24 protein-coding genes and 1 tRNA gene are annotated in these 24,283 nt (G+C 69.4%); 17 read left to right on the top strand and 8 right to left on the bottom strand.

All coding sequences use genetic code 11. The features are described 5' to 3' along the window. Positions 1–33: 33 nt before the first annotated feature. Positions 34–1,044 (bottom strand): substrate-binding domain-containing protein, encoded by a 1,011-nt coding sequence (locus IEY14_RS14715; protein WP_188909729.1) that lies wholly within the window; start codon positions 1,042–1,044, stop codon positions 34–36. Positions 1,045–1,236: 192 nt separating this feature from the next. Here IEY14_RS14715 and IEY14_RS14710 point away from each other — a divergent pair, with 192 nt between their 5' ends. Then, positions 1,237–1,743 (top strand): GNAT family N-acetyltransferase, encoded by a 507-nt coding sequence (locus IEY14_RS14710; protein ID WP_188909727.1) that lies wholly within the window; start codon positions 1,237–1,239, stop codon positions 1,741–1,743. Positions 1,744–1,877: 134 nt separating this feature from the next. Then, positions 1,878–2,420 carry an inorganic diphosphatase gene (gene ppa, locus IEY14_RS14705; RefSeq protein ID WP_188909725.1) on the top strand — a complete coding sequence of 181 codons (543 nt, stop codon included), beginning with the start codon at positions 1,878–1,880 and terminating at the stop codon, positions 2,418–2,420. A gap of 72 nt (positions 2,421–2,492) precedes the next feature. On the opposite strand, the gene IEY14_RS14700 is transcribed toward ppa, so the two are convergent. Continuing rightward, entirely contained in the window at positions 2,493–2,771 is a 279-nt protein-coding gene (locus IEY14_RS14700; RefSeq protein ID WP_280515050.1) for a DUF167 family protein, read from the bottom strand. 50 nt (positions 2,772–2,821) lie between these two features. Continuing rightward, positions 2,822–3,124: a YggT family protein gene (locus tag IEY14_RS14695; RefSeq protein ID WP_188909723.1), complete on the bottom strand. Its 303-nt coding sequence runs from the start codon at positions 3,122–3,124 to the stop codon at positions 2,822–2,824. Between the two features lie 222 nt (positions 3,125–3,346). On the opposite strand from IEY14_RS14695, the gene IEY14_RS14690 reads away from it, so the two are divergent. From IEY14_RS14690 to IEY14_RS14645, 10 genes are all read left to right on the top strand, one after another. After that, positions 3,347–3,422, top strand: a tRNA-Ala gene (locus IEY14_RS14690). A 354-nt stretch (positions 3,423–3,776) separates the two neighbouring features. Beyond that, entirely contained in the window at positions 3,777–4,406 is a 630-nt protein-coding gene (locus tag IEY14_RS14685; protein WP_188909721.1) for a DUF2939 domain-containing protein, read from the top strand. A gap of 167 nt (positions 4,407–4,573) precedes the next feature. Further along, positions 4,574–6,913: a PAS domain-containing protein gene (locus IEY14_RS14680; protein WP_188909719.1), complete on the top strand. Its 2,340-nt coding sequence runs from the start codon at positions 4,574–4,576 to the stop codon at positions 6,911–6,913. Then, positions 6,906–7,256 carry a response regulator gene (locus IEY14_RS14675; protein WP_188909717.1) on the top strand — a complete coding sequence of 117 codons (351 nt, stop codon included), beginning with the start codon at positions 6,906–6,908 and terminating at the stop codon, positions 7,254–7,256. Before IEY14_RS14680 ends, IEY14_RS14675 begins: the two co-directional genes overlap by 8 nt. Before the next feature lie 116 nt (positions 7,257–7,372). After that, positions 7,373–8,194, top strand: coding sequence for a DeoR/GlpR family DNA-binding transcription regulator (locus IEY14_RS14670; RefSeq protein ID WP_188909714.1), 822 nt, complete (start codon positions 7,373–7,375; stop codon positions 8,192–8,194). A gap of 86 nt (positions 8,195–8,280) precedes the next feature. Then, the gene (glpD, locus tag IEY14_RS14665; protein WP_188909712.1) at positions 8,281–9,786 is read left to right on the top strand and encodes a glycerol-3-phosphate dehydrogenase; all 1,506 of its coding nucleotides are present in this window, start codon (positions 8,281–8,283) and stop codon (positions 9,784–9,786) included. Positions 9,787–9,858: 72 nt separating this feature from the next. Continuing rightward, positions 9,859–10,938, top strand: a complete 1,080-nt coding sequence (locus IEY14_RS14660) for an ABC transporter ATP-binding protein (protein WP_188909710.1) — start codon at positions 9,859–9,861, stop codon at positions 10,936–10,938. 10 nt (positions 10,939–10,948) lie between these two features. Further along, positions 10,949–12,028, top strand: a complete 1,080-nt coding sequence (locus IEY14_RS14655) for an ABC transporter ATP-binding protein (RefSeq protein ID WP_188909708.1) — start codon at positions 10,949–10,951, stop codon at positions 12,026–12,028. Between the two features lies 1 nt (position 12,029). Then, on the top strand, positions 12,030–12,917 hold the full coding sequence (locus IEY14_RS14650) for a carbohydrate ABC transporter permease (protein ID WP_188909706.1): 888 nt from the start codon (positions 12,030–12,032) through the stop codon (positions 12,915–12,917). A gap of 85 nt (positions 12,918–13,002) precedes the next feature. Further along, the gene (locus IEY14_RS14645; protein ID WP_244639506.1) at positions 13,003–13,815 is read left to right on the top strand and encodes a carbohydrate ABC transporter permease; all 813 of its coding nucleotides are present in this window, start codon (positions 13,003–13,005) and stop codon (positions 13,813–13,815) included. A gap of 59 nt (positions 13,816–13,874) precedes the next feature. On the opposite strand, the gene IEY14_RS14640 is transcribed toward IEY14_RS14645, so the two are convergent. After that, positions 13,875–14,231 (bottom strand): helix-turn-helix transcriptional regulator, encoded by a 357-nt coding sequence (locus IEY14_RS14640; protein ID WP_188909702.1) that lies wholly within the window; start codon positions 14,229–14,231, stop codon positions 13,875–13,877. A gap of 9 nt (positions 14,232–14,240) precedes the next feature. Then, positions 14,241–14,483: a type II toxin-antitoxin system RelE family toxin gene (locus IEY14_RS14635; protein ID WP_188909700.1), complete on the bottom strand. Its 243-nt coding sequence runs from the start codon at positions 14,481–14,483 to the stop codon at positions 14,241–14,243. Between the two features lie 138 nt (positions 14,484–14,621). On the opposite strand from IEY14_RS14635, the gene IEY14_RS14630 reads away from it, so the two are divergent. The 3 genes from IEY14_RS14630 (at position 14,622) to glpK (ending at position 18,568) form a co-directional block, all read left to right on the top strand. Beyond that, complete coding sequence (locus IEY14_RS14630) at positions 14,622–14,912, top strand: DUF2160 domain-containing protein (protein ID WP_188909698.1); 291 nt, start codon at positions 14,622–14,624, stop codon at positions 14,910–14,912. A gap of 126 nt (positions 14,913–15,038) precedes the next feature. Then, positions 15,039–16,811: an ABC transporter substrate-binding protein gene (locus IEY14_RS14625; RefSeq protein ID WP_188909696.1), complete on the top strand. Its 1,773-nt coding sequence runs from the start codon at positions 15,039–15,041 to the stop codon at positions 16,809–16,811. A 254-nt stretch (positions 16,812–17,065) separates the two neighbouring features. Beyond that, a complete protein-coding gene (gene glpK / locus IEY14_RS14620) occupies positions 17,066–18,568 on the top strand; it encodes a glycerol kinase GlpK (RefSeq protein ID WP_188909694.1) in 1,503 nt (500 codons plus the stop codon). Between the two features lie 13 nt (positions 18,569–18,581). Here the strand turns inward: glpK and IEY14_RS14615 are convergent, their stop codons facing one another. After that, on the bottom strand, positions 18,582–19,217 hold the full coding sequence (locus IEY14_RS14615; protein ID WP_188909692.1) for a hypothetical protein: 636 nt from the start codon (positions 19,215–19,217) through the stop codon (positions 18,582–18,584). A 230-nt stretch (positions 19,218–19,447) separates the two neighbouring features. On the opposite strand from IEY14_RS14615, the gene IEY14_RS14610 reads away from it, so the two are divergent. Beyond that, positions 19,448–20,188, top strand: coding sequence for a response regulator transcription factor (locus IEY14_RS14610; RefSeq protein ID WP_188909690.1), 741 nt, complete (start codon positions 19,448–19,450; stop codon positions 20,186–20,188). Then, the gene (locus tag IEY14_RS14605; RefSeq protein ID WP_188909688.1) at positions 20,185–21,405 is read left to right on the top strand and encodes an ATP-binding protein; all 1,221 of its coding nucleotides are present in this window, start codon (positions 20,185–20,187) and stop codon (positions 21,403–21,405) included. The genes IEY14_RS14610 and IEY14_RS14605 overlap by 4 nt, the downstream gene beginning before the upstream one ends. 79 nt (positions 21,406–21,484) lie before the next feature. Here the strand turns inward: IEY14_RS14605 and IEY14_RS14600 are convergent, their stop codons facing one another. Together IEY14_RS14600 and IEY14_RS14595 are read right to left on the bottom strand one after the other, a co-directional pair. Beyond that, the gene (locus IEY14_RS14600; protein WP_188909686.1) at positions 21,485–23,884 is read right to left on the bottom strand and encodes an EAL domain-containing protein; all 2,400 of its coding nucleotides are present in this window, start codon (positions 23,882–23,884) and stop codon (positions 21,485–21,487) included. Positions 23,885–23,996: 112 nt separating this feature from the next. Continuing rightward, on the bottom strand, positions 23,997–24,224 hold the full coding sequence (locus IEY14_RS14595) for a hypothetical protein (RefSeq protein ID WP_188909685.1): 228 nt from the start codon (positions 24,222–24,224) through the stop codon (positions 23,997–23,999). Positions 24,225–24,283: the final 59 nt, after the last annotated feature.

Below are 24,283 nucleotides of genomic sequence, written 5' to 3'. Positions count from 1 at the left end.
CGAACAGGGCTGGAAAGAGGAAGGGGACCGGCGTCACTGCGTCGGCTCGGCATAGTCTTCGAGGCTCTTCTGGGTCATCATCGCCTGCGGCGAGACGATCCAGGGCGGGATGGCCTGGCAGGCGAGGAGCCGCAGCCCGGTCTGCACGGCGAGCTCGCCTTCCTTCACCGGGAACTGGGCGGCCGTGCCCTTCATGGCGCGCGTCTTCAGCGCGGCGCGCGCCTCGGGAATCGCGTCGGTGCCGACGATGGCGACGTCGTTCAGGCGGCCGAGCGATTTCAGCGCGTCGACCGCGCCGAGCGCCATCGTGTCGTTATTGGCGTAGAGGCCCTGGATCTCGGGATGTTCGGCGACGAGGGCCAGCGTCGCGTCCCGCGCCTTTTCCCGGCTCCAGTCGGCCGCCCGGCTGCCGACGAGCGTCAGGCTCGGATAGAAGGCGAGCCCCTCGGCGAAGCCCTTCACGCGGTCGATGCGATAGGGCGAATCGACCGGCCCCTCGATCTCGGCGACGCTCGCGCCGGCGGGATAGAGCTCGTGCAGGAATTCCGCCGCCATCGCGCCGAGCCGCACGTGATCGGTGCCGATGAAGCTGCGCGCCCCCTCCGTCGCCATGTTGATCGCGACCGTCGGGATGCCCTTGGCATTGGCCTCGTCGAGGACCGGCTTCAGGTTGCCGGCGGTGATCGGCGTGACGAGGAGGACGTCCGGCGGATCGGCGAGGACCTGTTTCGCCACCTCGATCTGCTGCGGCTCGGACAGGCGGTCGGCGGGGGCCACGGCCTTCACGGCGATGCCGAGCCGCGCGCCTTCCGCCTCGATCCCGGCGATGATCTGGCGCCAGAAGGCATCTTCCGTCGACTGCGTGACATAGACGAAGCGCAGCGGCTTTTCCGGCTTGTCGACCTTGCCGAACAGCGTGTCGAGATCGGCGGAGCGCACCCGCGCCCCGACCGGAAACTTCTTGACCGGGCAGGACGCCGCCTCCGCCTGCGTCAGGCCGGCCGAAGCGGTCAGAAGGGCCAGGGCGAGAGCGCGGAGGACCATGGAGGGGCCGTTTTTTCGCTGGAGAAACAAGGAAGTCCCGGGACCCGAATCATGGGGAGCCAGCCATTAACGGCGCCCTAAGCGGCGCCTCGGCGGCGGGCGGCGCCGGAAACAGCCTTGCCGTTTCGTTAAGGCGCGGATTTTTCACCCACCGGGACGGATCGCGCCGGGCGGCTTCGTGGTTAAGGCGGAATGAAGACGGTGGCCGCCGATATCCGCTTCGCGGAGGACCGGGATGCCGCGGCACTTGCCGCCATCCATGCCGATGCCTGGCAGGGGGCCTATGCCGGCATCATTCCCTATCCGGCGCTCCGGGCGATGATCCGCCGCCGCGATCCGTCCTGGTGGCGGGAGGCGGTGCGGCGCCGCGCCGCGATCCTCCTCCTCGAATTCGACGGCGCGCCGGTCGGCTATGCGACGCTCGGGCGCAACCGGATGCCGGCGCTCGCGGTCGGCGGCGAGATCTACGAGATCTATCTCCTGCCGGCCTTCCAGGGGGTCGGCCTTGGCCGGCGCCTGTTCGGCGCGGCGCGCGGCCTCCTCGCCGAGCGCGGCCTCGCGGGGACGACGGTCTGGGCGCTGGCGGAGAACCGGAACGCCGTCGCCTTCTACCGGGGCCTCGGCGGCGTCAATGTCGCGGAAGGACGCGAGAGCTTCGGCAGCGTGGCGGTGAAGAAGCTCGCCTTCCTTTGGAGATGAAATCCCGGCCTTCCGAGCGAAGCCAAGCAACGGCCGCGTGGATTTACCGAGAATCCGCAAGGCTCGACATTGCGATTGCCGCCATCGTCACTTCCGGCTAAGCCAGCCCATCTGGAGCAACCGGACGAACCAAGATGCGCATCGACGCGATCCCCCGGGGCAAGAACCCGCCGGACGACATCAACGTCATCATCGAAGTGCCGATCGGCGGCCATCCGATCAAGTACGAGATGGACAAGGAAGCCGGTGCGCTGTTCGTCGACCGCTTTCTCTATACTCCGATGACCTATCCGGGAAATTACGGCTTCGTGCCGCACACGCTCTCGGACGACGGCGACCCGATCGACGTGCTGGTCGTCAACACGCGCCCGCTCTTTCCCGGCTGCGTCATCAACTGCCGCCCGATCGGCGTCCTCGTGATGGAGGACAACAAGGGCAAGGACGAGAAGGTGATCGCCGTCCCCTCGCCCGAGCTGACGCGCCGCTACGAAAAGGTGACGAATTACGACCAGCTGCCGGAGATCACGCTCCAGCAGATCGAGCACTTCTTCGAGCACTATAAGGATCTGGAGCCCGGCAAGTGGGTGAAGATCGGCGACTGGGGCAATGCCGAGATGGCGCGCGCCCTCATCGTCGAGGCCGTGGAACGCGCCGAGGCCGAGAAGGCCAAGGGCTGACGGCCGCCGTTCTTCGGCATGGAATCAGGGCGCCTTCGGGCGCCCTTTTCGTTTCGGGCGATGCGTTCGAAATCAGGCGGCGGTCGCGGCCCGCCGGAGCCGGTCGAGCGCCGCCGACAGGCGCTCCGGGCTCGCCTCGGCGGCGACCGTCTTCAGGCGGCCTTTCGCCCCGGCTTCCAGGCTGAGCGCGGTTTTCGGCAGATCCATCGCCGCCGCGAGGCATTTGAGGAGCGCCGCATTGGCCTCGCCCTCGCTCGGCGGCGCCCGCACCTTGACGAGAAGCGCCTCCTCCTCGCCGAAGGTGGCGAGCCCCGCGACCCGGTCAAGCGCCGACTTGGGCGTCAGCCGCAGGCGGACGAGAAGGCGCCCGCCGCGTAGCTCGGCGAAGGGCTTCGCCAGCGTCAGAGCCCGGCGCGATAGACGGCCGGAATCAGATAGATCGCGATGACCTGCTGCAGGAAGAAGATCAGCAGGAGCACGACGAGCGGCGACAGGTCGATGCCGCCGAGATCGGGCAGGAAGCGCCGGATCGGCCGATAGAGCGGCTCGGTGGCGCGATAAAGGAAATTGCCGATCGCGTCGACGAACTGGTTGCGCGAGTTCACGACGTTGAAGGCGTAGAGCCAGGACAGGATCGCCGACAGGATCACCAGCCACCAGACGATGTCGAGGACGAGGAGAACGACTTGGAGGACGGCGAGCATGGAGGTCTTTCGGCCTTCTTCGGGTCGCCGTCATGTAGCGAGCGCCGCCCGCGCCCGCAAGCGCCGGCCGGCGCGGCGCGCGCCCGCTCCCTGCCCGGCCCGCCCGCGAGGCGGCCAGTCCCGGAAACGACATTCCCCCGTCATTCGCCCGCAAGACGCGCTTGACAGGGGGGGCCTCGCCGCCCTAGAAGCTCCCTCGCACCGCAGGGTGCACCGGTGGACGGGGCTGTAGCTCAGTTGGGAGAGCGCGTCGTTCGCAATGACGAGGTCAGCGGTTCGATCCCGCTCAGCTCCACCAGGTTTTCCTTCACATCATCGGATCGTCGAAGCGCTTCGCGGCATGGCGAAGCGTCGGAGCGGATCGTCGCGCGGCGGAAGACGCGGTCGTGCGCGCCGCCGGCTTGACGCGCCCGCAAGCTCGGCCCAGAGGTTCGGGCTTGGACCGGGGTCGAGGATCGCCTCGCCTTCCGCGCGCCCGCCGATCCCGGCGGAAGCCGGGTCGGGCGGCGCGGCGTGAACGTCGTCCGGACGGGCGACGGAGGATGGAAAGGGCGGCGATCGGACCATCGGAGGGCAGGCTTTCCACCGCGCCGACGCGAGCGCGGCCGGCGCCGGCCCCTCGCATGGTTCCGGCGCCGGCGGAGCGAGATCGATGCGGAAATTCCTTCTGGTCGCGGCGGTGCTGGGGCTCGTCGCGATCGGCTATACGGCCTGGCCCTTCGTCGGCCTCGCCCAGCTTGCCCAGGCAGTGCGCGCCGGGGACGTCGCCGAGGCGGCGAGCCGGATCGACGCCACGGCCGTGCGCCGCTCGCTCCTGCGCCAGATCCTCGATGACGGCACGCGCGGCGGCGCGATCGACCGCAAGCTCGGCCAGCTCGGACGCAGCCTCGTCGTCGGCCTCGCCCAGTCGGCGCTCGACCAGGAATTCGCCCGCGTCCTCGACGACGCGGCGCTGCGGGCGCTGATCGCCGACGGGCGCCTGCCGGCGGCGCTCGAAGACGCGCTGCGCCGCGAGGCGCCGCAAGGCGCTCCGGGCGAGGGCAGCTTCAGCCTGCCCAGCCTGCCGAACAATCCCTTCCGCCATATCCGGGACTGGCGGTTCCGCTCGCCGAACACCTTCGTCGTCACGATCGGCGAGGACGACCGGCGCGAGAACTGGACGACGCTCCGCCTGCGCCTCACGCGCTGGACCTGGCGGCTCAACGCCGTCGAGCTCCCCTCCGCCCTCACCGCAAGGTTGCGGCCCATCGTCGAGGAGAGGCTGCATCAGGTGGGCCTCTGAAAACCTATCCCCCGAAGCGAACAGCGGAAGTTGATTTGAGCGACTGAACATTCCGTGGAAAGACGTACCGAGGGCCGATCGGAACGTCTCGCCTCCGCGACGGATTTCAGATACGACCTCTGATTGCCGAAAGGGAGGTCGACAATGCCGAGAACGGCTGGGGCGCCGTGATCTTTCGCGACCGAACCGAAAGGCGGGCGCTGGAGCGTGTCCTGCGCGAAAGCGATGCCCGCGCCCGCGCGCTGCTCGAAGGCCTGGCGCAGGCGACCTGGGAAACCGATGCCGAGGGCGTCGCCATCGCCGACAGTCCGAGCTGGCGCGCCTATACCGGCCAGCCGCTCGAGGAATGGCTCGGCCATGGCTGGATCGAGGCGGTGCATCCCGCCGACCGGGCCCATGCCGAGCGGGAATGGCGCGGCGCCCTCGCCGCCCAGCGCATCTTCAACGCCGAATTCCGCATCCGCTCGCCGGAAGGGCGCCACCGCTGGACGAATGTCCGCGCCATGCCGCTCCTCGACGAGCGGGGGGCGATCCGCAAATGGATCGGCCTCAACATGGATATCGACGCGCGCAAGACGGCCGAGGAGCGCATCCGGCGCAAGAACGCGGTGCTGGAGGGGATCAACCGCATCTTCCGCGAAGCGCTGAGCGCCCGCTCGGAGGAGGAGCTCGGCCAGCTCTGCCTGGAGATCGCCGAGGGAGTGACCGGCGCCGCCTTCAGCTTCATGGCGGAGGTCAACGGCGTGACCGGCCGGCTCGACGAGCTCTCGATCAGCCCCGGCGGCTGGGCCGCCTTCAGCATGGAGGATCCGGCCTATCCGCGCGGCAGGGCGCCGACGGGCCTTCCCGTCCACGGCATCTATGGCCGGGTGCTGAAGGAGGGGCGCGGCCGGATCGTCAACGATCCGGCGCATGATCCGGACCGGGTGGGCGTGCCGAAGGGTCATCCGCCGCTGCGCGCCTTTCTCGGCGTGCCCCTCCTGCATCAGGGCCGTACCGTCGGGATGATCGGCCTCGGCAACCGTCCCGGCGGCTTTCGGCCGGAGGATCTCGAAAGCGCCGAGGCCCTGGCGCCGGCGATCTGGCAGGCGCTGCTCGGCAAGCGGACGGCCGACGCGCTGCGCCGCAGCGAGGAACGGCTGCGCCTGTTCGGCGAGGCCTCCTCCGACATTCTCTGGATCCGCGACGCCGAAACGCTGCATCTGCACTATCTCACCCCGGCCTGCGAGGAGATCTACGGCATCACTCTCGCCGAGGCGCTCGCCGGCGACAATCACCGCCGCTGGCTCGACTTCGTCGTGCCGGCGGATCGTGCCCATGTCCTGGAAGCCCTGCGCCGCGTGCGCGAGGGCGCGCATGTCACCTTCGAATACCGGCTCCGGCGGGCGGCGGACGGCTCGCTGCGCTGGCTGCGCAGCACCGCCTTTCCCATCGCCGGCGAGGCGGGCGAGGTGCGGCTGATCGGCGGCATCGGGCGCGACATGACGAAGCGCCAGGAAACGGAACTGCGCCTGCGCAGCCTGATCGAGGGCATCCCGCAGCTCGTCTGGCGCACCGACGACGGCGGACGCTGGACCTGGGCCAGCCCGCAATGGACCAGCTATACCGGTCTTTCCGAGGCCGAGAGCGCCGGCCATGGCTGGCTGGCGGCGCTGCATCCGGAGGACCGGGAGCCCGCCCTCGCCTTCTGGCGCAGCGCGCCGGATTCCGGGCGGCTGGAGATGAACGGCCGGCTCCGGCGCGGCTCGGACGGCAGCTTCCGCTGGTTCCAGTCGCGCGCGACGGCGGTGCGCGACGCGCATGGGGCGATCCTGGAATGGCTCGGCACCTCGACCGATGTCGAGGATCTCCGGCAATTGCAGGAGCATCAGAGCGTCCTCATCCACGAGGTGCAGCATCGCACGCGCAATCTCATCGGCGTGGTGCGCTCGCTGGTCGACCGGACGCTGGAGGGCGCGGTCTCGCTGGAGGATTTCCACGCCCGCATCCGCGACCGCCTGGGAGCGCTCGCCCGCGTCAACAGCCTGCTGTCGCGGCTGGACGAGGGCGACAAGATCGCCTTCGACGAACTGCTCCAGGCCGAGCTCGCGGCCCACGGCGCGGTGCAGGACGGCGCGGGCCGGCAGCTGACGCTGGAAGGGCCGCCCGGCGTGCGCCTGCGCTCGACCACGGTGCAGATCTTCGCCCTCGCCCTGCACGAGCTCGCCACCAATGCGGTGAAATACGGGGCGCTCGCCACCGGCACCGGCCATCTCGCCATCCGCTGGCGCGTCGCGGTCGAAGACCGGCAGAAGCGGCTCGTCGTCGACTGGCGCGAGACCGGCGTCGCGGACATGCCGAGCGCCGGCGCCGCGCCCCAGGGCGGCGGCTTCGGACGCCAGCTGATCGAAAAGGCCCTGCCCTACCAGTTGAAAGCGCGGACCAGCTACGCACTTCAACCGGACGGCGTGCATTGCGTCCTCGACCTGCCGGTGGCCGCCGACCGCAAGGAGACGAAGGATGTCTGAGGTGAGCGGGCGTTCCATCCTCGTCGTGGAGGACGAGTACATGCTGGCCGAGGAGCTGGAGCGCGGCCTGGAACAGGCCGGCGCCGTCCCGGTCGGCCCCGCCCCGAATGTCGAGGAGGCCCTGTCGCTGATCGAGAGCCGGGTGCTCGACGGCGCCATCCTCGACGTCAATCTCGGCGACGAGAAGGCCTATTCCGTCGCCGACCGGCTGCGCCAGCTCGCCGTGCCCTTCGTCTTCGCCACCGGCTACGACGCGCTCGCCGTGCCCTCCTCCTATGACGACGTGCCCCGGCTCGAAAAGCCCGTCGATCTCTCGCAGGTCATGCGCTCGCTCTTCGGCTGAGCCTTCCGTCTTCACCCCGCCCCAATCATCCCCCCTCGTCATCGGCGGGAACGCGTCGCGTCGCGCTTGCGATCCGCTTTCGTTTTCGGCATCGTTCGCGCGTCAGGAGAAGACGCATGCTGTCCGAACGCCAGTCGCAGATCCTCGAACGCGCCAAGCGCTTCGGCCGGGTGACGGTCGAGGACCTCGCCGAGACCTATAGCGTCTCGCTGCAGACCATCCGCAAGGATCTCAACGATCTCTGCAACGCGCGGCTGCTCGCCCGCGTCCATGGCGGGGCGGTCCTCTCCTCCAGCGTCGAGAATGTCGGCTACGACGCGCGCCGGCTGATCGCGGCGGAGGAGAAGGCGGCGATCGGGCGGGCGGCGGCCGAGCTCATTCCCGACCGCGCCTCGCTCTTCATCAATATCGGCACGACGACGGAAGCCGTCGCCCAGGCGTTGTTGCGCAAGTCCGGGCTGATGGTGATCACCAACAACATCAACGTCGCCTCGCTGATGCGGCCCTATCCCGAGATCGAGATCGTCATCGCCGGCGGCGTCGTGCGGCGCTCGGACGGCGGCATCGTCGGCGAGGCCGCCGTCGACTTCATCCGCCAGTTCAAGGTCGACTTCGCCGTGATCGGCGTCTCGGCGATCGATGCCGACGGCTCGCTCCTCGACTACGACTATCGCGAGGTGCGCGTCGCGCAGGCCATCATCTCCAATGCCCGCCATGTCGTCCTCGCCTCGGACGGCTCGAAATTCGACCGCTCGGCGCCGGTGCGCGTCGGCCATCTGTCGCAGATCCACACCTTCGTCACCGACAGCGCCCGGCCCGGCATTCGCGCGGTCTGCAAGAGCCATGGCGTGCGCCTGATCGAGACGGCGAGCGAGCCGGCCAGCGCGCCGGACGAACCGGTGGAGACGGCGCGGATCTCGGCCGACGATTTCGTTTGATCTTCGCTTCGCTTTCGGTATAGCCTCATCGATATTCGCTCACGCATCAAAAATGGTGCAATGCGAAAGGGAGGCGAACGGGCGGCATGGAGGATTTCGACATTTTCGTCATCGGCGGCGGCGTCAACGGCTGCGGCATCGCGCGCGATGCCGCCGGTCGCGGCTATCGCGTCGGCCTGGCGGAGATGAACGACCTCGCCTCCGGCACCTCGTCCTGGTCGACCAAGCTGATCCATGGCGGGCTGCGCTATCTCGAACATTACGAATTCCGCCTGGTGCGCGAGGCGCTGATGGAGCGCGAGGTGCTCTGGGCCATCGCGCCGCATATCGTGCGGCCGCTGCGCTTCGTCCTGCCCTATCACCAGGGCCTGCGCCCGGCCTGGCTCCTGCGGCTCGGCCTTTTCCTCTACGACCATATCGGCGGGCGCCGGAAGCTGCCGGGCACCCGCACGGTCGATCTGTCCGGCCCGCTCGGCGCGCCGCTGAAGCCGGTCTTCAAGCGCGGCTTCGAATATTCCGACGCGCGGGTCGACGACGTGCGCCTCGTCGTCCTCAACGCCCGCGACGCCAAGGCGCGCGGCGCGACGATCATGACCGGCACGGAAGTGGTGGAGGCGCGGCGCGAGGGCGGGCTCTGGCGCATCCGCCTGCGCGAGCGCCAGGGCGGCGCCGAGCGCGGCGTCACCGCGCGCTTCCTCGTCAACAGCGCCGGCCCCTGGGTCGACAACGTCATCCGCCGGGCGCTCGGCCGCAACGAGGCGAAGAACATCCGCCTCGTGCAGGGCTCGCATATCGTGACGCGGAAGCTCTTCGACCACGACCGCGCCTATATCTTCCAGAACGCCGACAACCGCATCATCTTCGCGATCCCCTACGAGGAGGATTTCACCCTCGTCGGCACGACCGACCGCGACTATGCGGGCGACCCGTCCGAAGTGGCGATCACGCCGGAGGAGACGGACTATCTCCTCGCCGCCGCCTCGGACTATTTCGAGCGCCCGGTGCGGCGCGAGGACGTCGCCTGGAGCTTCTCGGGCGTGCGCCCGCTCTTCGACGACGGCGCCTCCAAGGCGCAGGAGGCGACGCGCGACTACGTGCTGAAGCTCGACGGCGATCCGGCGCGCGGCGAGGCCGCCGTGCTCAACGCCTTCGGCGGCAAAATCACCACCTATCGCAAGCTCGCCGAGGAGGCGCTGGAGCGGATCGGCGAGCGGATCGGCCGGCGCGGTGCGTCCTGGACCGGCGGCGCGCCGCTGCCGGGCGGCGATTTTCCGATCGACGGCGTCGCGGCGCTGGAGGGCGAGCTCGCCCGCGCCGCGCCGATGCTCAACGGCCGCACGGTGCGGCGCATGATCCGCGCCTATGGCCGCGACGCGCTCGCCATCGCGGCGGCGGGGCTCGGCCGCGATCTCGGTCACGGCCTCTTCGAGGGCGAGGTGCGCTGGCTGGTGGCGGAGGAATGGGCGCGCGGCGCCGAGGACATCCTCTGGCGCCGCTCGAAGCTCGGCCTGCGCTTCTCCGACGAGGAGGCGCGGGCGCTGGACGCCTATGTGGAAGGCATCACCATGACGCGGAGAACGGCCGCGGCCTGAGGACGGAAGGACGGCGCCGGGAAGCCGGCGCGCCGCCGAGGGCGAAATCCGTTGGGAGCCTGGGAGGGTTCGTTGCTGGAACTGATCGACGTCACCCGTGTGGTCGGCGCTGAAACCCATATCGACCGCGTGTCGCTGCGCCTGGAGCGCGGCTCGCTGAACGTGCTGCTCGGGCCGACGCTCGCCGGCAAGACCAGCCTGATGCGCCTGATGGCGGGCCTCGACCGGCCGAGCTCCGGCCGCATCGTCGCGAATGGCGAGGACGTGACGGGCGTTTCCGTGCGCCGGCGCAATGTCGCGATGGTCTATCAGCAGTTCATCAACTATCCGGCGCTGACGGTCTACGAGAACATCGCCTCGCCGCTGCGCGTCGCCGGGCGCTCCGCCGCCGAGATCGAGGCGGCCGTCGAGCGCGCGGCGCGGCTCCTGAAGCTCGAACCCTATCTGAAGCGCCTGCCGCTCAATCTCTCCGGCGGCCAGCAGCAGCGCACCGCCCTGGCGCGCGCCCTCGTCAAGGGCGCCGATCTCGTGCTTCTCGACGAGCCGCTCGCCAATCTCGACTACAAGCTGCGCGAGGAACTGCGCGAGGAGCTGCCCCGCATCTTCGCCGAGACGGGCGCCGTCTTCGTCTATGCGACCACCGAGCCGACCGAGGCCCTGCTTCTCGGCGGCAACACCGCCACGCTTTCGGAAGGGCGCGTCACGCAATTCGGTCCGACCGCCGCGATCTACCGCCATCCCGCCGATCTCCGGACGGCGCTGACCTTTTCCGATCCGCCGCTCAACGTCGTGGAGCTCACCAAGACGCGCGGCGAATTCGTCTCCGGCCTCGGCTTCGCGACGCCGGCCGCCGGCACGCAGGCGCGCCTGCCGGACGGCGCCTATCGCGCCGGCATCCGCCCGCATCACCTGTCGCTGGCCGAGCGCCCGGGCGCGGCGCGGCTGCGCGGCACCGTCGTCATCGCCGAGGTGACGGGCTCGGAGACCTTCATCCATGCCGAGGTCGCCGGCCAGCGGCTCGTCGCGCTGGTGCCGGGCGTGCAGCGCGTCCAGCCGGGCGATCCCGTGACTCTGTCCTTCGATCCCGCCGCGATGCTCGTCTTCGACGCCGACGGGCGCGCGGTCGAGACGTCCCCCCGTCTCGCGGCCTGAGGAGAAACCGATGGCCCGCATCCGTCTCGATCATATCCGCCACGCCTATACGCCGGAGCTGGCGCGCGCCGGCACCTATGCCCTGCGCGAGGTCGACCACACCTTCGAGGACGGGGGGGCCTATGCGCTGCTCGGGCCGTCCGGCTGCGGCAAGACCACGCTCCTCAACATCATTTCCGGCCTCCTGACCCCGTCCGAGGGCGAGATCCGCTTCGGCGACCGGGATGTGACGACGCTCTCGCCGGAAGAGCGCAACATCGCCCAGGTCTTCCAGTTTCCGGTGATCTACGACACGATGACGGTGGCGGAGAATCTCGCCTTCCCGCTGCGGAATCGTAAGGTGCCGAAGGCGGAGATCGAGACCCGCGTCGCCGACATGCTGCGCCGCCTCGGCCTGGAGGCCAAGGCGAAGCGCAAGGCGCAGGGGCTGACCGCCGACGAGAAGCAGAAGATCTCGCTCGGGCGCGGCCTCGTGCGCTCCGACGTCAACGCCATCCTGTTCGACGAGCCGCTCACCGTCATCGACCCGCATATGAAATGGCAGCTCCGCTCGGAGCTGAAGGAGCTGCACCGCCAGTTCCGCATGACCATGGTCTATGTGACGCACGATCAGACCGAGGCGCTGACCTTCGCCGAGAAGGTGGTGGTGATGACCGAGGGCCAGGTCGTGCAGATCGGCACGCCTGAGGAACTGTTCGAGCGGCCGCGCCATACCTTCGTCGGCTATTTCATCGGCTCGCCCGGCATGAACGTCCTTGCCTGCGAGCTCGACGGCGCCGAGGCCGTCCTGGCCGGCGCCCGCGTGCCGCTGCCCGCCGGCCTGTCGCCGGCGCGGGGCGGCGCGCGCACCGAGCTCGGCATCCGGCCGGAATTCGTCCGCCTCGTACCGCGCGGCCAGGGCATTCCGGTGCGGATCGCGCGGGTGGAGGATGTCGGCTCCGAGCGCATCGTGCGCGCCGAGCTGAACGGCCAGAAGATCGTCTCCGTCCTGCCGGAAGGCGAGGCGCTGCCGGCGGAGGCCGATGTCGTCTTCGCGCCGGGCGCGCTCAATCTCTACGCCGATTCCTGGCTGGTCGAGGGAAGGGCCTGACATGAACAAGACGCATGACAACCGCGCCTGGTTCATGGTCCTGCCGGTCCTGGTGCTCGTCGCCTTCTCGGCGGTGATCCCGCTGATGACGGTGGTGAACTATTCCGTCCAGGATTCCTTCGGCAACAACAAGTTCTTCTGGGCCGGCACGGAATGGTTCGGCGAGATCCTCACCTCGCCGCGCTTCCACGACGCGCTCTGGCGCAATCTCCTCTTCTCCGCGATCATCCTCGCCATCGAGGTGCCGCTCGGCATTCTCGTCGCCCTCGCCATGCCGAAGAAGGGCATCTGGGTGCCGGTCTGCCTCGTCCTGATGGCGCTGCCGCTGCTCATTCCCTGGAACGTCGTCGGCACGATCTGGCAGGTCTTCGGCCGCACCGATATCGGCCTTCTCGGCCATACGCTGGCGAGCCTCGGCATTCCCTACAACTATGTCCAGAATTCCTTCGACGCCTGGGCGACGCTGATCGTCATGGACGTCTGGCACTGGACGAGCCTCGTCGTGCTGCTTTGCTATGCCGGCCTCGTCTCGATCCCCGACGCCTATTACCAGGCGGCCAAGATCGACGGCGCCTCGCGCCTCGCCGTCTTCCGCTACATCCAGCTGCCGAAGATGGGCCGCGTGCTTTTGATCGCCGTGCTGCTGCGCTTCATGGACTCGTTCATGATCTATACCGAGCCCTTCGTCGTCACCGGCGGCGGCCCCGGCAATTCCACCACCTTCCTGTCGATCGACCTCGTGAAGATGGCCGTCGGCCAGTTCGATCTCGGCCCGGCGGCGGCGATGAGCCTGATCTACTTCCTGATCATCCTGCTCCTGTCCTGGGTCTTCTACACCGTGATGACCAATGCCGGCACCGACCGCCCGGCGCCGAAGGGAGACGCCTGAGATGAGCGCCACCGAGATCGGCACCGCCGCCGGAGCCCTGCCGCCGGCGCTCCATTCGGAAAGCGCGCTGAAGGCCCGCGCGCGCATGGCTTCCGGCCGGTTCCGGCCGAAGGCGCTCGTTCCGATCGTCTATATCCTCTTCCTGCTCCTGCCGATCTACTGGCTCGTCAACATGAGCTTCAAGACGAACCAGGAGATCATCGGCGCCTTCACCCTCGTCCCGGCCGAGCCGACGCTCGCCAACTACCGGACGATCTTCACCGATCCGTCCTGGTATTCGGGCTATGTCAACTCGATCATCTACGTGGTGATGAACATGGTGATCTCGGTGGCCGTCGCGCTGCCGGCCGCCTATGCCTTCTCGCGCTACCGCTTCCTCGGCGACAAGCACCTGTTCTTCTGGCTGCTCACCAACCGCATGGCGCCGCCGGCGGTCTTCGCCCTGCCCTTCTTCCAGCTCTATTCGGCCTTCGGCCTCATCGACACGCATATCGCGGTGGCGCTGGCGCATTGCCTGTTCAACGTGCCGCTCGCCGTCTGGATTCTCGAAGGCTTCATGTCGGGCGTGCCGAAGGAGATCGACGAGACCGCCTATATCGACGGCTATTCCTTTCCGCGCTTCTTCCTGAAGATCTTCACGCCGCTGATCGCGAGCGGCATCGGCGTCGCCGCCTTCTTCTGCTTCATGTTCTCCTGGGTGGAACTGCTCATCGCCCGCACGCTGACCGTGACGGCGGCCAAGCCCATCTCCGCCATCATGACGCGCACCGTCTCGGCCGCCGGCATGGACTGGGGCGTCCTCGCCGCCGCCGGCGTCCTGACCATCATCCCCGGCGCGATCGTCATCTGGTTCGTGCGCAACTACATCGCCAAGGGCTTCGCCCTGGGGAGGGTGTGATGGCGCGGATGCCGGGATTCACCACCAGGAGAAGCGCCCCGGCGCGGTGGGACGGGATGTCAGTCGACGATGTCCTCGATCCCGAGACCGAGGGCAGCCGCCAGCGCCCGCAGCGTCGAGAGGCGGGGGTCGATCTTGCCGCTCTCGATGTCGCTGACGGTCGCCGGCCGAAGCTTCGCCTTCGCCGCCAGCTCCGCCTGGCTGAGACCGACCGCCTTGCGCCAGGCGGCCAGCGGATGAAGCGTTCCGCTCCAGACCGCCTGGACCAGCTCGCTCGGCATGGCGGGGGCGCCGGCATCCTTGGACATGGCGTCGCGCGCCAGCGCGGCATCGCCGGCATCCTCGATCAGTTCGTCATATTCCGCGCGCGTCAGGACGATCAGAGGCTCGCCCTTCAAGGAAACCGCTTCGTTCATCGCACCGCCCTATCTCGCATAGGCCTCGCGCCGATGCGCGATCTTCACCACGACCACGTCGCCCGTCAGAATGAAGATGGCACGCCAATCTCCATGCCGCAGGCGATAGTGCTCCGTGCCGACCAGTTTCTTGACGTCGCCCTCCCCGGTCGCCGCGTAATGGCGCAGCTTGCGGTCCAGGGCGTGCCTGTCGCCGGCCGGCATCCGGTCGAGCGCGCGTCTCGCCGTCCGCTCATAGAGGACCTGCCTCACGGCATCCGCTCTGGCGTATCGCCAGCATACGGCATAGCGAATACTCCTTCAATCGTCTCCGAGACTCTCGACGGGCATCCGCGAAGCGGCACGCCGGAAAGATCCGGTGGACCGTATCAATCAACCGGGAGCTGTTGAATGCCCGACTTTTCCTGGATGGCCTGGACGCTGCCGACGGCCCTGTTCTTCGTCGCCATCGCGCTCCTCATCGCCCTGATGGGGCTTTGGGAATATGTCGCGCCGGGCGGCGGGCCGCGCTACGGGCTCCTGCGCTTCGAGACGACGCGCGGCGACCGCCTGTTCCTGTCGCTGCTCGGCTCGGCCTTCATCTGCCTCGGCTTCGTCGGGGTCGGCGGCGAGGATGCCAATCTCTGGTACGGGCTTCTCGCCTGCCTCGCCTACGCGCTTTTCGTCTTCCGCTTCGTCTGAAGGGTCCGGCCCGGCGCGGGACGGCGCCGGCGGATCGCGACAAGCGGCGCCACGGGTCCTCGCGTCTTCGGTCGATCGACGCGGAACGGCCCAGAACGATCGGCCAAGGTCTCTGGGAGGAGCAACATGAAACGACATTGGATGGCCTCGGCGGCGCTCGTCGCGCTGACGCTGGCGGCGGGCCCCGCCTTCGCCGACATGGATGCGGCGAAGAAGTTCCTCGATTCGGAGGTGAAGGATCTCTCCACCCTGCCGCGCGCCGATCAGGAGAAGGAGCTGCAATGGTTCATCGACGCGGCCAAGCCCTTCCAGGGCATGGAGATCAAGGTCGTCTCGGAAACGCTGACGACGCATGAATACGAGTCGAAGGTGCTGGCCCCGGCCTTCACCGCGATCACCGGCATCAAGGTGACGCACGACCTCATCGGCGAGGGCGACGTCATCGAGAAGCTCCAGACGCAGATGCAGTCGGGCGAGAACATCTACGACGCCTATGTCAACGATTCCGACCTCATCGGCACCCATTGGCGCTACCAGCAGGTGCGCAACCTGACCGACTGGATGGAAGGCGACGGCAAGGCGGTGACGAGCCCGACGCTCGACGTCGCCGACTTCATCGGCACGAGCTTCACCACCGCGCCGGACAAGAAGCTCTACCAGCTGCCCGACCAGCAGTTCGCCAATCTCTACTGGTTCCGCTACGACTGGTTCGCCGATCCGAAGAACAAGGCCGACTTCAAGGCGAAATACGGCTACGATCTCGGCGTGCCGGTCAACTGGTCGGCCTATGAGGACATCGCCGAATTCTTCACCGGCCGCGAGATCGGCGGCAAGAAGGTCTTCGGCCATATGGACTACGGCAAGAAGGACCCCTCGCTCGGCTGGCGCTTCACCGATGCCTGGCTCTCCATGGCCGGCAACGGCGACAAGGGCCTGCCGAACGGCCTGCCGGTGGACGAATGGGGCATCCGCGTCAACGACAAGTCGCAGCCGGTCGGCTCCTGCGTCGCCAGGGGCGGCGACACCAACGGCCCGGCCGCCGTCTATTCCATCGAGAAATATCTCGAATGGCTGAAGAAATACGCGCCCCCGACGGCCCAGGGCATGAACTTCTCCGAAAGCGGCCCGGTGCCGGCCCAGGGCGAGGTCGCCCAGCAGATCTTCTGGTACACCGCCTTCACGGCGGATGCCGTGAAGAAGGGCCTGCCGGTGGTGAACGAGGACGGCACGCCGAAATGGCGCATGGCCCCCTCGCCGCACGGCGTCTACTGGGTGGACGGCATGAAGCTCGGCTATCAGGACGTCGGCTCCTGGACGCTGATGAAGTCGACGCCGGTCGACCGCGCCAAGGCCGCCTGGCTCTATGCGCAGTTCGTCACCTCCAAGACCGTCGACGTGAAGAAGAGCCATGTCGGCCTGACCTTCGTCCGCGAGTCGACGATCCGCGACAAGAGCTTCACCGAACGGGCGAAGAATCTCGGCGGCCTCGTCGAGTTCTACCGCTCGCCGGCCCGCAAGCAGTGGTCGCCGACCGGCACGAACGTGCCCGACTATCCGAAGCTGGCGCAGCTCTGGTGGCAGGCCGTGGGCGACGCCGCCGCCGGCAACAAGACGCCGCAGGAGGCGATGGACACGCTCTGCGCCGACCAGGAAAAGGTCATGGCGCGCATCGAGCGCTCGGGCGTCCAGGGCGACAAGGGTCCGAAGCTCAACAAGGAGCACGACATGGACTACTGGGTCGCCGAGGCCAAGAAGGACGGCACCATCGCGCCCCAGCCCAAGAAGGCGAACGAGAAGGAGAAGCCGGTGACCGTCGACTATGACGAGCTGGTGAAGAGCTGGGCCGACGCCAACGGCTCGACCGGCTCCGTCACCCCGGTCGCCGCTCCGGCGAACTGAGCCGGCTCGGACGAGGAAGGGCCGGGATCGATCCCGGCCCTTCCTTATCGTGCCTATCAAGGGCGCGGCATCGCCGCCGCCTCCTTCTCCCGAGTCGGGAGAAGGTGCCGGCAGGCGGATGAGGGAGCGCGGGACACAGGCGTTTCCGCCCTGCGGCTCCCTCACCCGGTTCGCTGGCGCGAACCACCCTCTCCCGACTCGGGAGAGGGAGGGCGCGAGCCCGCCGCCGACAGTTTGCGAAACAGGAGTTCCCCATGGCCGGCTACGTCCTCGCGATCGATCAGGGCACGACATCCTCGCGCGCGATCGTCTTCGACGGCGCCTTCCGCATCGCCGGTGTCGGCCAGCAGGAATTTCCGCAGCTCTTCCCGCGTTCGGGATGGGTGGAGCACGATCCGGAGGCGATCTGGGCCTCCGTCGTCGACACCTGCCGCGCCGCGCTCGCCAAGGCCTCGCTCTCGGCCTCGGACATCGCGGCCATCGGCATCACCAACCAGCGCGAGACGGCGGTGATCTGGGACCGGGCGACCGGCGCGCCGATCCACAACGCCATCGTCTGGCAGGACCGCCGCACCGCCGATCTCTGCCGGCGCCTCGTGGAGGAGGGCGCGGCCGAGACCATCGCGGCGAAGACGGGCCTCGTGGTCGATCCCTATTTCTCGGCGACGAAGATCGCCTGGCTTCTCGACAACGTGCCGGGGGCGCGCCGCCGCGCGGAAGCCGGCGAGCTCGCCTTCGGCACCGTCGATTCCTTCCTGCTCTGGCGGCTCACCGGCGGGCGTGTCCATGCGACGGACGCGACCAATGCCTGCCGCACCATGCTCTTCGACATCGAGGCGAACGAATGGGACGAGGAGCTCCTGCGCCTTCTCGGCGTGCCGCGCGCCCTTCTGCCGGAGGTGAAGGACTGCGCCGCCGAGTTCGGCACGACCGATCCGGCGCTCTTCGGCACGCCGATCCCGATCCTCGGCATGGCCGGCGACCAGCACGCGGCGACGCTCGGCCAGGCCTGCTTCACGCCCGGCATGACGAAGTCCACCTATGGCACCGGCTGTTTCGCGGTGCTGAACACCGGCACGACGCGCTGCCATTCGAAGAACCGGCTGCTCTCGACCATCGCCTACCGGCTCGACGGCGTGACGACCTATGCGCTGGAAGGCTCGATCTTCATCGCCGGCGCCGCCGTGCAATGGCTGCGCGACGGGCTGAAGCTGATGGAGCGGGCGGAGCAGTCCGGCCCGATGGCGGCCTCCGCCGACGAGGCGCAGGACGTCGTCCTGGTGCCGGCCTTCGTCGGGCTCGGCGCGCCGCATTGGGACGCGGAGGCGCGCGGCGCGATCTACGGGCTGACACGCAACAGCGGCCCGAACGAATTCGCCCGCGCCGCGCTGGAGGCGGTCTGCTTCCAGACGGCCGACCTTCTCGACGCGATGCGCCGCGACTGGCGGGGCGAGGCCTCGATGGTGCTGCGCGTCGATGGTGGCATGGTCGCCTCGGACTGGACGATGCAGCGCCTCGCCGACATTCTCGCCGCGCCGGTGGACCGGCCGGTCGTCCTGGAAACGACGGCGCTCGGCGCCGCCTGGCTCGCCGGGCACAAGGCCGGCGTCTGGCCGGGTCGCGAGGGCTTCGCGGCGAGCTGGCACCTGGAGCGCCGCTTCGAGCCGCAGATGTCCCCCGTCGAGCGCGGGCGCAAGCTCGGCGCCTGGGCCGATGCGGTGCGGCGCACCCGCAGCACCCATTCCCCGCTCGGCTGAGGCCGCCCCGGCGTCACCAGGGCGAGAGATGGCCGAGCCCGGCATCGATCACCCGGACGCCCGGCCGCGCCAGGGTCTCCATCCCGGCATAGACCGTCTCGACCAGATCGCCGACGGGCGAAGCCTCGGGCTCGGGCGCATCCGCGACCGTCGCCGGGTCGAATTCGTCCATCGCGGCCGGCGGCGCCACGGGTTCGAGCGGCGCCGCCGGCACGCTGGCGAAACGGCCCGGAAGACGCGGGTCGCGCGATTCGCAGGCCGGCCGGCAGCGATCGAAATGGACGACCTTCGCGCGCGCTCCGGCCGGGGCGGCCTCGGCCGGGCGCGGCTTCGGCAGCGGCGCCGCCGCGACGGGCGCCGCGCTCCCCGGCGCCCTGTCCGAAGCCGGCAAGGGCGTCAGCGCGGCGACCTCGCGCGGGGCCGAGTCGGCGGCGGACGAGGCCTCGGAAGCGGGCGGGCCCGCCTCGGCTGGGACGGCGCGGACCGCCTCCGGCGGCGCGGCCGGCAGGCTCATCGGCGCCTCCCCATGTTCGGTGGCGGAGAGCACATGCAGGACCGTGAGCGCCAGGAGGGAGGCGGCGAGCCGCCGGCCGAGACGGCGCAGGAACACGGGGCGGGAAACGAAGGTCGGTCGCTCGTCGATTCGCATCGGGGGCCTCGGCTGTTGCGGACGCGGCAAGATGTGCCGGACGATCCGGCGCATTTCCCGACCCTCCCGTGGCAAAGCGGCGACGGAATGTAACCGGACATGCCGGCGAATCGCGGCAGGCCGGCAAAGGCGTCCGCGACATGGCCGCCACGTCATGTTTTGTTACAAGATCGGCGCTGCGGCGGGGTCGCGCCGCGCTCTATCTTGCGGCCCGTCAGGAGGGAGGCGGCATGGACAGGCGGGTGCGGGTTCTGGTGGTCGACGACGACAAGGAGATCCGCCAGCTTCTCGGGCGCTATCTCGCCGAGCAGGGCTTCGAGACGGACCTCGCCGGCAGCCGGGCGGAATGCGAGGCGCGCATCGCGGCCGCCCCGCCCGACATCGTCGTGCTCGACGTGATGCTGCCGGACGGCTCCGGTCTCGACATCTGCGGCGCGATCAAGGACCGCGCCCCCAATATCGCGGTTCTCCTCCTGACCGCGCTGAAGGAGGATGTCGACCGGATCATCGGCCTGGAGATCGGCGCCGACGACTATCTCGGCAAGCCCTTCAATCCGCGCGAGCTCGCCGCCCGCATCCGCGCCGTTTTGCGCCGGGGCGCCGCCCTCGCCAGCGCCGAGCCGGAGGCGGAGGCGACGGGCGCCCTGTTCCGCTTCGAGGGCTACGAGGCCGACACGCTGCGCCGCCGCGTCACCGACGCGGGCGGCGCTGAGATGGAGCTGACGGCGACGGAATTCGATCTCCTGCGCATATTTCTCGAACGGCCGGGCCGGGTCCTGTCGCGCGACACGCTGCTCAATCTCCTGCATGGCCGCGTCTCGATCGATCCGCTCGACCGGACGATCGACGTCGCCATGAGCCGGCTGCGACGCCGCTTCGGCGACAACGGCGCCTTCCGCCTGTTCAAGACGGTGCGCAACGGCGGCTACCAGTTCGCCGCGCCGGTCGAGCGCGGCGCGCCCCGGCCATGATCACGCTGCGCCTGCGCCTGGCGCTCGTCTTCGTCGCGGCGATCGTGACCGTGGTGGTGGTCGCCGTCTTCATGACCTTCCAGTTCGTGCGGGGTCCGCATGACGGAACGCTGGAACGCGCCCTCGTCGACGACGCGACGACCATCGCGCGGCTCCTCGACCATTCGCCGGACCGGGCGCGGGCGGCCGGCATCGCCGTCGTCCCGGCGCCCGATCCCCGCCTCGCCGACCGGGAATCGATGCGCGGCACCGTCTGGCGCGAGGACGTGATGGTGCTCGCCGGCCCGAAGGAGGAGCGGCGCCTGCTCATCCGTCTCACCGACCGGGAATGGGCCGAACTGCCCTATCCGACACGGCCGCCCTCGCCAATCCTCACCCTTTCCGCCTATCTCTCGATGGTGGTCGTCGGCACGACGGCGATCGCCTTTCTCGTCGCCGCCCGCCTCATGGGGCCGATGCGTCTTCTCGAAGGCGCGCTCGCCTCCATCCGGCCGGACGGCACGCTGCCGCGCGTGCCCGAGCGCGGGCCGCCGGAGGTGAGGGCGACGGCCCGGGTGCTGAACGCCCTGTCCGACCGGCTGAAGGCGGCGATGGAAAGCCGCATGCGCCTCATCGCCGCCGCCGGCCACGACCTGCGCACGCCGATGACGCGGTTGCGGCTCAGGGCCGAATTCCTGCCGGAGGGCGAACGCGCCACCTGGCTCGGCGATCTCGACGAGCTCGACCATATCGCCGACAGCGCCATCCGCCTGGTGCGCGAGGAAGCGGACGAGACGACCTTCGCCCTCTTGCCGCTCGGCGCCCTCGCGGCCTGCGTTGTGGCGGAGATCGGCGAGATCGGGCTGCCGGCGCGCTTCGAGGGCGGCCCGGAGGTCGCGGCCCATGCCCAGCCCCTCGCTTTGAAGCGGGCGCTGCGCAATCTGGTCGAGAACGCGGCGCGGCATGGCGGCGGCGCCGTCGTCCGCCTGGAGCGCCGCGACGACCGGGCGCTGGTGGTGATCGAGGATCGCGGTCCCGGCATTCCCGAGGCGCTGCTCGACCGCGTGTTCGAACCGTTCTTCCGGGTCGACGCCGCCCGGCGCAAGCTGCATCCCGGCGCCGGTCTCGGCCTCGCCATCGCCCATGAGATCGTCGAGCGCCATCGCGGCACGCTCGCCATCCGCAACCGGACCGAGGGGGGCCTGCGCCAGGAGATGAGCCTGCCTGCCGCCGGATGAGTGAGGCTCTGGAGCAGGTCCGTCGCCGGCATCGGGAAGGGAGCCTTCAACGGCGGCCGGCGGCGGCGCGGGGCGGCGTTCAGGCGCTTCGCCGCTCGTCCGCCTCCCGCGTCTTATCGGCGGCCGGGAGATAGGTGCCGCCGCGCAGGGCCGTCGCGCCGAAGCGTTCCGGCCGGCCGATCAGATAGCCCTGCACCGCGCCGCAGCCGAGATCGCGCAGCATCCGCATCTGTTCCGGCGTTTCCACGCCTTCGGCCAGCGTCGCGATCGCCATGTCGCGGCCCATCTGGGTGATCGCCTTCAGCACCGCCAGCGAATGGGGATCGTCCAGGGCGCGCGAGACGAAGCTGCGGTCGATCTTGATGCGGTCGAGCGGAAAGTCGCGGATATGCACGAGCGAGGAATAGCCGGTGCCGAAATCGTCCATCGCGACGCGGATGCCGAGGCTGCGCAGGTTCTCCAGCGCATGCGAGATCGCCTTGCCATCCTCCACCATGGCCGTTTCGGTCAGCTCGACCTCCAGGCGCTGGGCCGGCAGCCCGCTCGCGGCCAGCGCGGCGGTGATGTCGGCGAGCAGCAGCGGCGAGCGGAACTGCACGGGCGAGACGTTCACCGCCACATGGCGCTGGTCCGGCCAGGTCGCGGCCTCGCGGCAGGCCTCGCGCAGCACCCAGCGGCCGATCGGCACGATCTGGCCCGTTTCCTCGGCCATCGGCACGAATTCCGCCGGCGAGACCGGGCCGCGCGTCGGATGGTCCCAGCGGATCAGCGCCTCGTAGCCGATGATGCGCTCGTCCTCCAGCGACAGGACCGGCTGGTAGGCGAGATGGAACTCGCCGCGCTCGATCGCCCGATCGAGGTCCTTCTCCAGATGATGGCGCGCGGTGATCCGTTCCTGCAGCTGCGGCTCGTAGGCGGAGATCCGGTCGCCGACCTTGCGCTTGGCCTCGTAAAGGGCGAGTTCGGCGCGCTGCATCAGCTCCGCCGCGCCGGGCGCCTCCGTCACATGGCAGAGGCCGATGCCGCAGCCGAGGGCGAAGCTCGTTTCGCCGATCGCGAAGGGCCAGCTGAGCGCGCCGGCAAGGGCGGTGGCGAAGACGCGGCATTCGTCCGGGGCGCCGCGCGCCAGGACCGCCATCTCGTCGGCGCCGAGCCGCGCGATGAAGACATCGTCGCCGGCCGCCGCCCGCAGCCGCGCCGCGACCTCGATCAGGAGTTGGTCGCCGACCGCGTGGCCGAACATGTTGTTGACGTTCTGGAAGCGGTCGAGATCGATCAGGATCAGGGCCTGCGGCGCTCCGGAGGCGACCACCGCTTCGAGCTCCGCCTGCAGCGCGGCGCGGTTGGCGAGGCCGGTCAGCGGATCGATCAGCGTCAGCTGCTGCATCTGGCGGCGCGCCTGCCGGTCGGCCGTCACATCGTCGATGAGGTAGGCGATGCCGCCGCCGCGCAGCGGCCGCGTCTCGAACAGGATGATCCGCCCGTCGAAGGCCGTCCAGTCCGCCACCTGCACGCTCTTCGCCGCCAGGCGGGCCAGGATGGCGGCCTCGACACGGGCGCGCCAGGCCGCGTCCCAGCCGCAGGCGGCGCCGATGGCGTCCAGAAGGGCATCCAGCGACATTCCGGCCCGGAGCCGATCCTCGCCGAGACGGCAGAGTTCGCGATAGCGATCGTTGAAGAGTTCGAGCCGGCCGCTGCCGTCGAAGACGGCGAGGCCGTGCGACATGTTCTCGAGGGCGAGCGACAGGACGCCCGCATGCTCGCGCTCCTGCGTCTCGAAGCGCTTGAGGGCCACGAGGCTGAGCAGGGTGTTGACGAACAGGAAGCCCGGCGAGGCCGCGATCAGGAGACCGAGGATCAGGTCCTCCGGGATCGAGCGGTGTGCCCCGGCGAGGCTCTGGAGCGTCGTGCCGGAAATCGCGGTGAAATGCGCCCCGCAGACGGCGCAGGTGATGAGAAGGCAGGCGACCGGGCGGGAGCGGTGGCGCGGCGGCAGGCCGCGCGCCAGCATCATGAAGGCGGCGCCAACGACGCAGCCGGCGAGGCTGGCCGTGAGCGACTGCGTGCGCAGGCAGCCGCTGAGCGCCGCCATGCCGGTCGCATGCATCGCGCCGATGCCGAGCCCGGCGAGCCCGGCGAGCACGAGCCGCGCCCCCGCCCGCGACACGGTTGCCGACACCGCCAGGGGCAGGCCGACGGCCAGCACCGCGATGGTGGCGGAGGCGAAGGTGATGGCGGGATCGTATTCGACGGCGACATCCGGCCGGTAGCCCAGCATCGCGACGAAATGCGTCGTCCAGACGCCGAGTCCCGCGACCATGGCCGTCGCGACCAGGCGGTAGGGTTGGCGGCGAGGCCAAGCCTCCTCCATCTGGGTGAGGAGCGAGGCGAGGAACCAGCCGGTCGTCAGGCAAATCACGGCGGCCCCGGCGACGAAGCTCGGCGAATGCGCGACAGCGAGGGTGAACAGCGTCTCCATGCCTCTCCCTGCTACCAGGGGAGGCGTGAAAATTCCTTCAATCGAAAGTGGAGATGCACGGCACCGGGCTTGATTTCGCCATGATTGCCGTGAGCCCGTTCCCTCTGAAGAATCAGGCCTCCGTGGCGCCGCGCCGTCGCTCGCGGTCGTCCTGATCGTCGATGCCCACCGTGTCGTCGTCCCTCACTCCGAGGGGACCATCGTCCGAATCGGCCGCATCCTCCGCATCCGATTCGTCCTCGGTTGGTTCGTCCGGCGCGTCGCCGAGAATCGTCGCATCCTCGTCCCGGAGCATGCCGGGAATGGCGGGGGTGCGTTTCGGCTCGGGATCGTCCTGCATCGTCGTCGCCTTCTGCTTGACCTGTCGGGAGAAGCGGGCGGGCGGCGCCTTGGTTCCGA

Source organism: Aureimonas endophytica, from assembly GCF_014642635.1.
In the GTDB taxonomy this organism is placed as follows: Bacteria; Pseudomonadota; Alphaproteobacteria; order Rhizobiales; family Rhizobiaceae; genus Plantimonas; species Plantimonas endophytica.
Note: the sequence above shows the minus strand (reverse complement) of the source record. Positions and strands in the feature narration are given on the sequence as shown.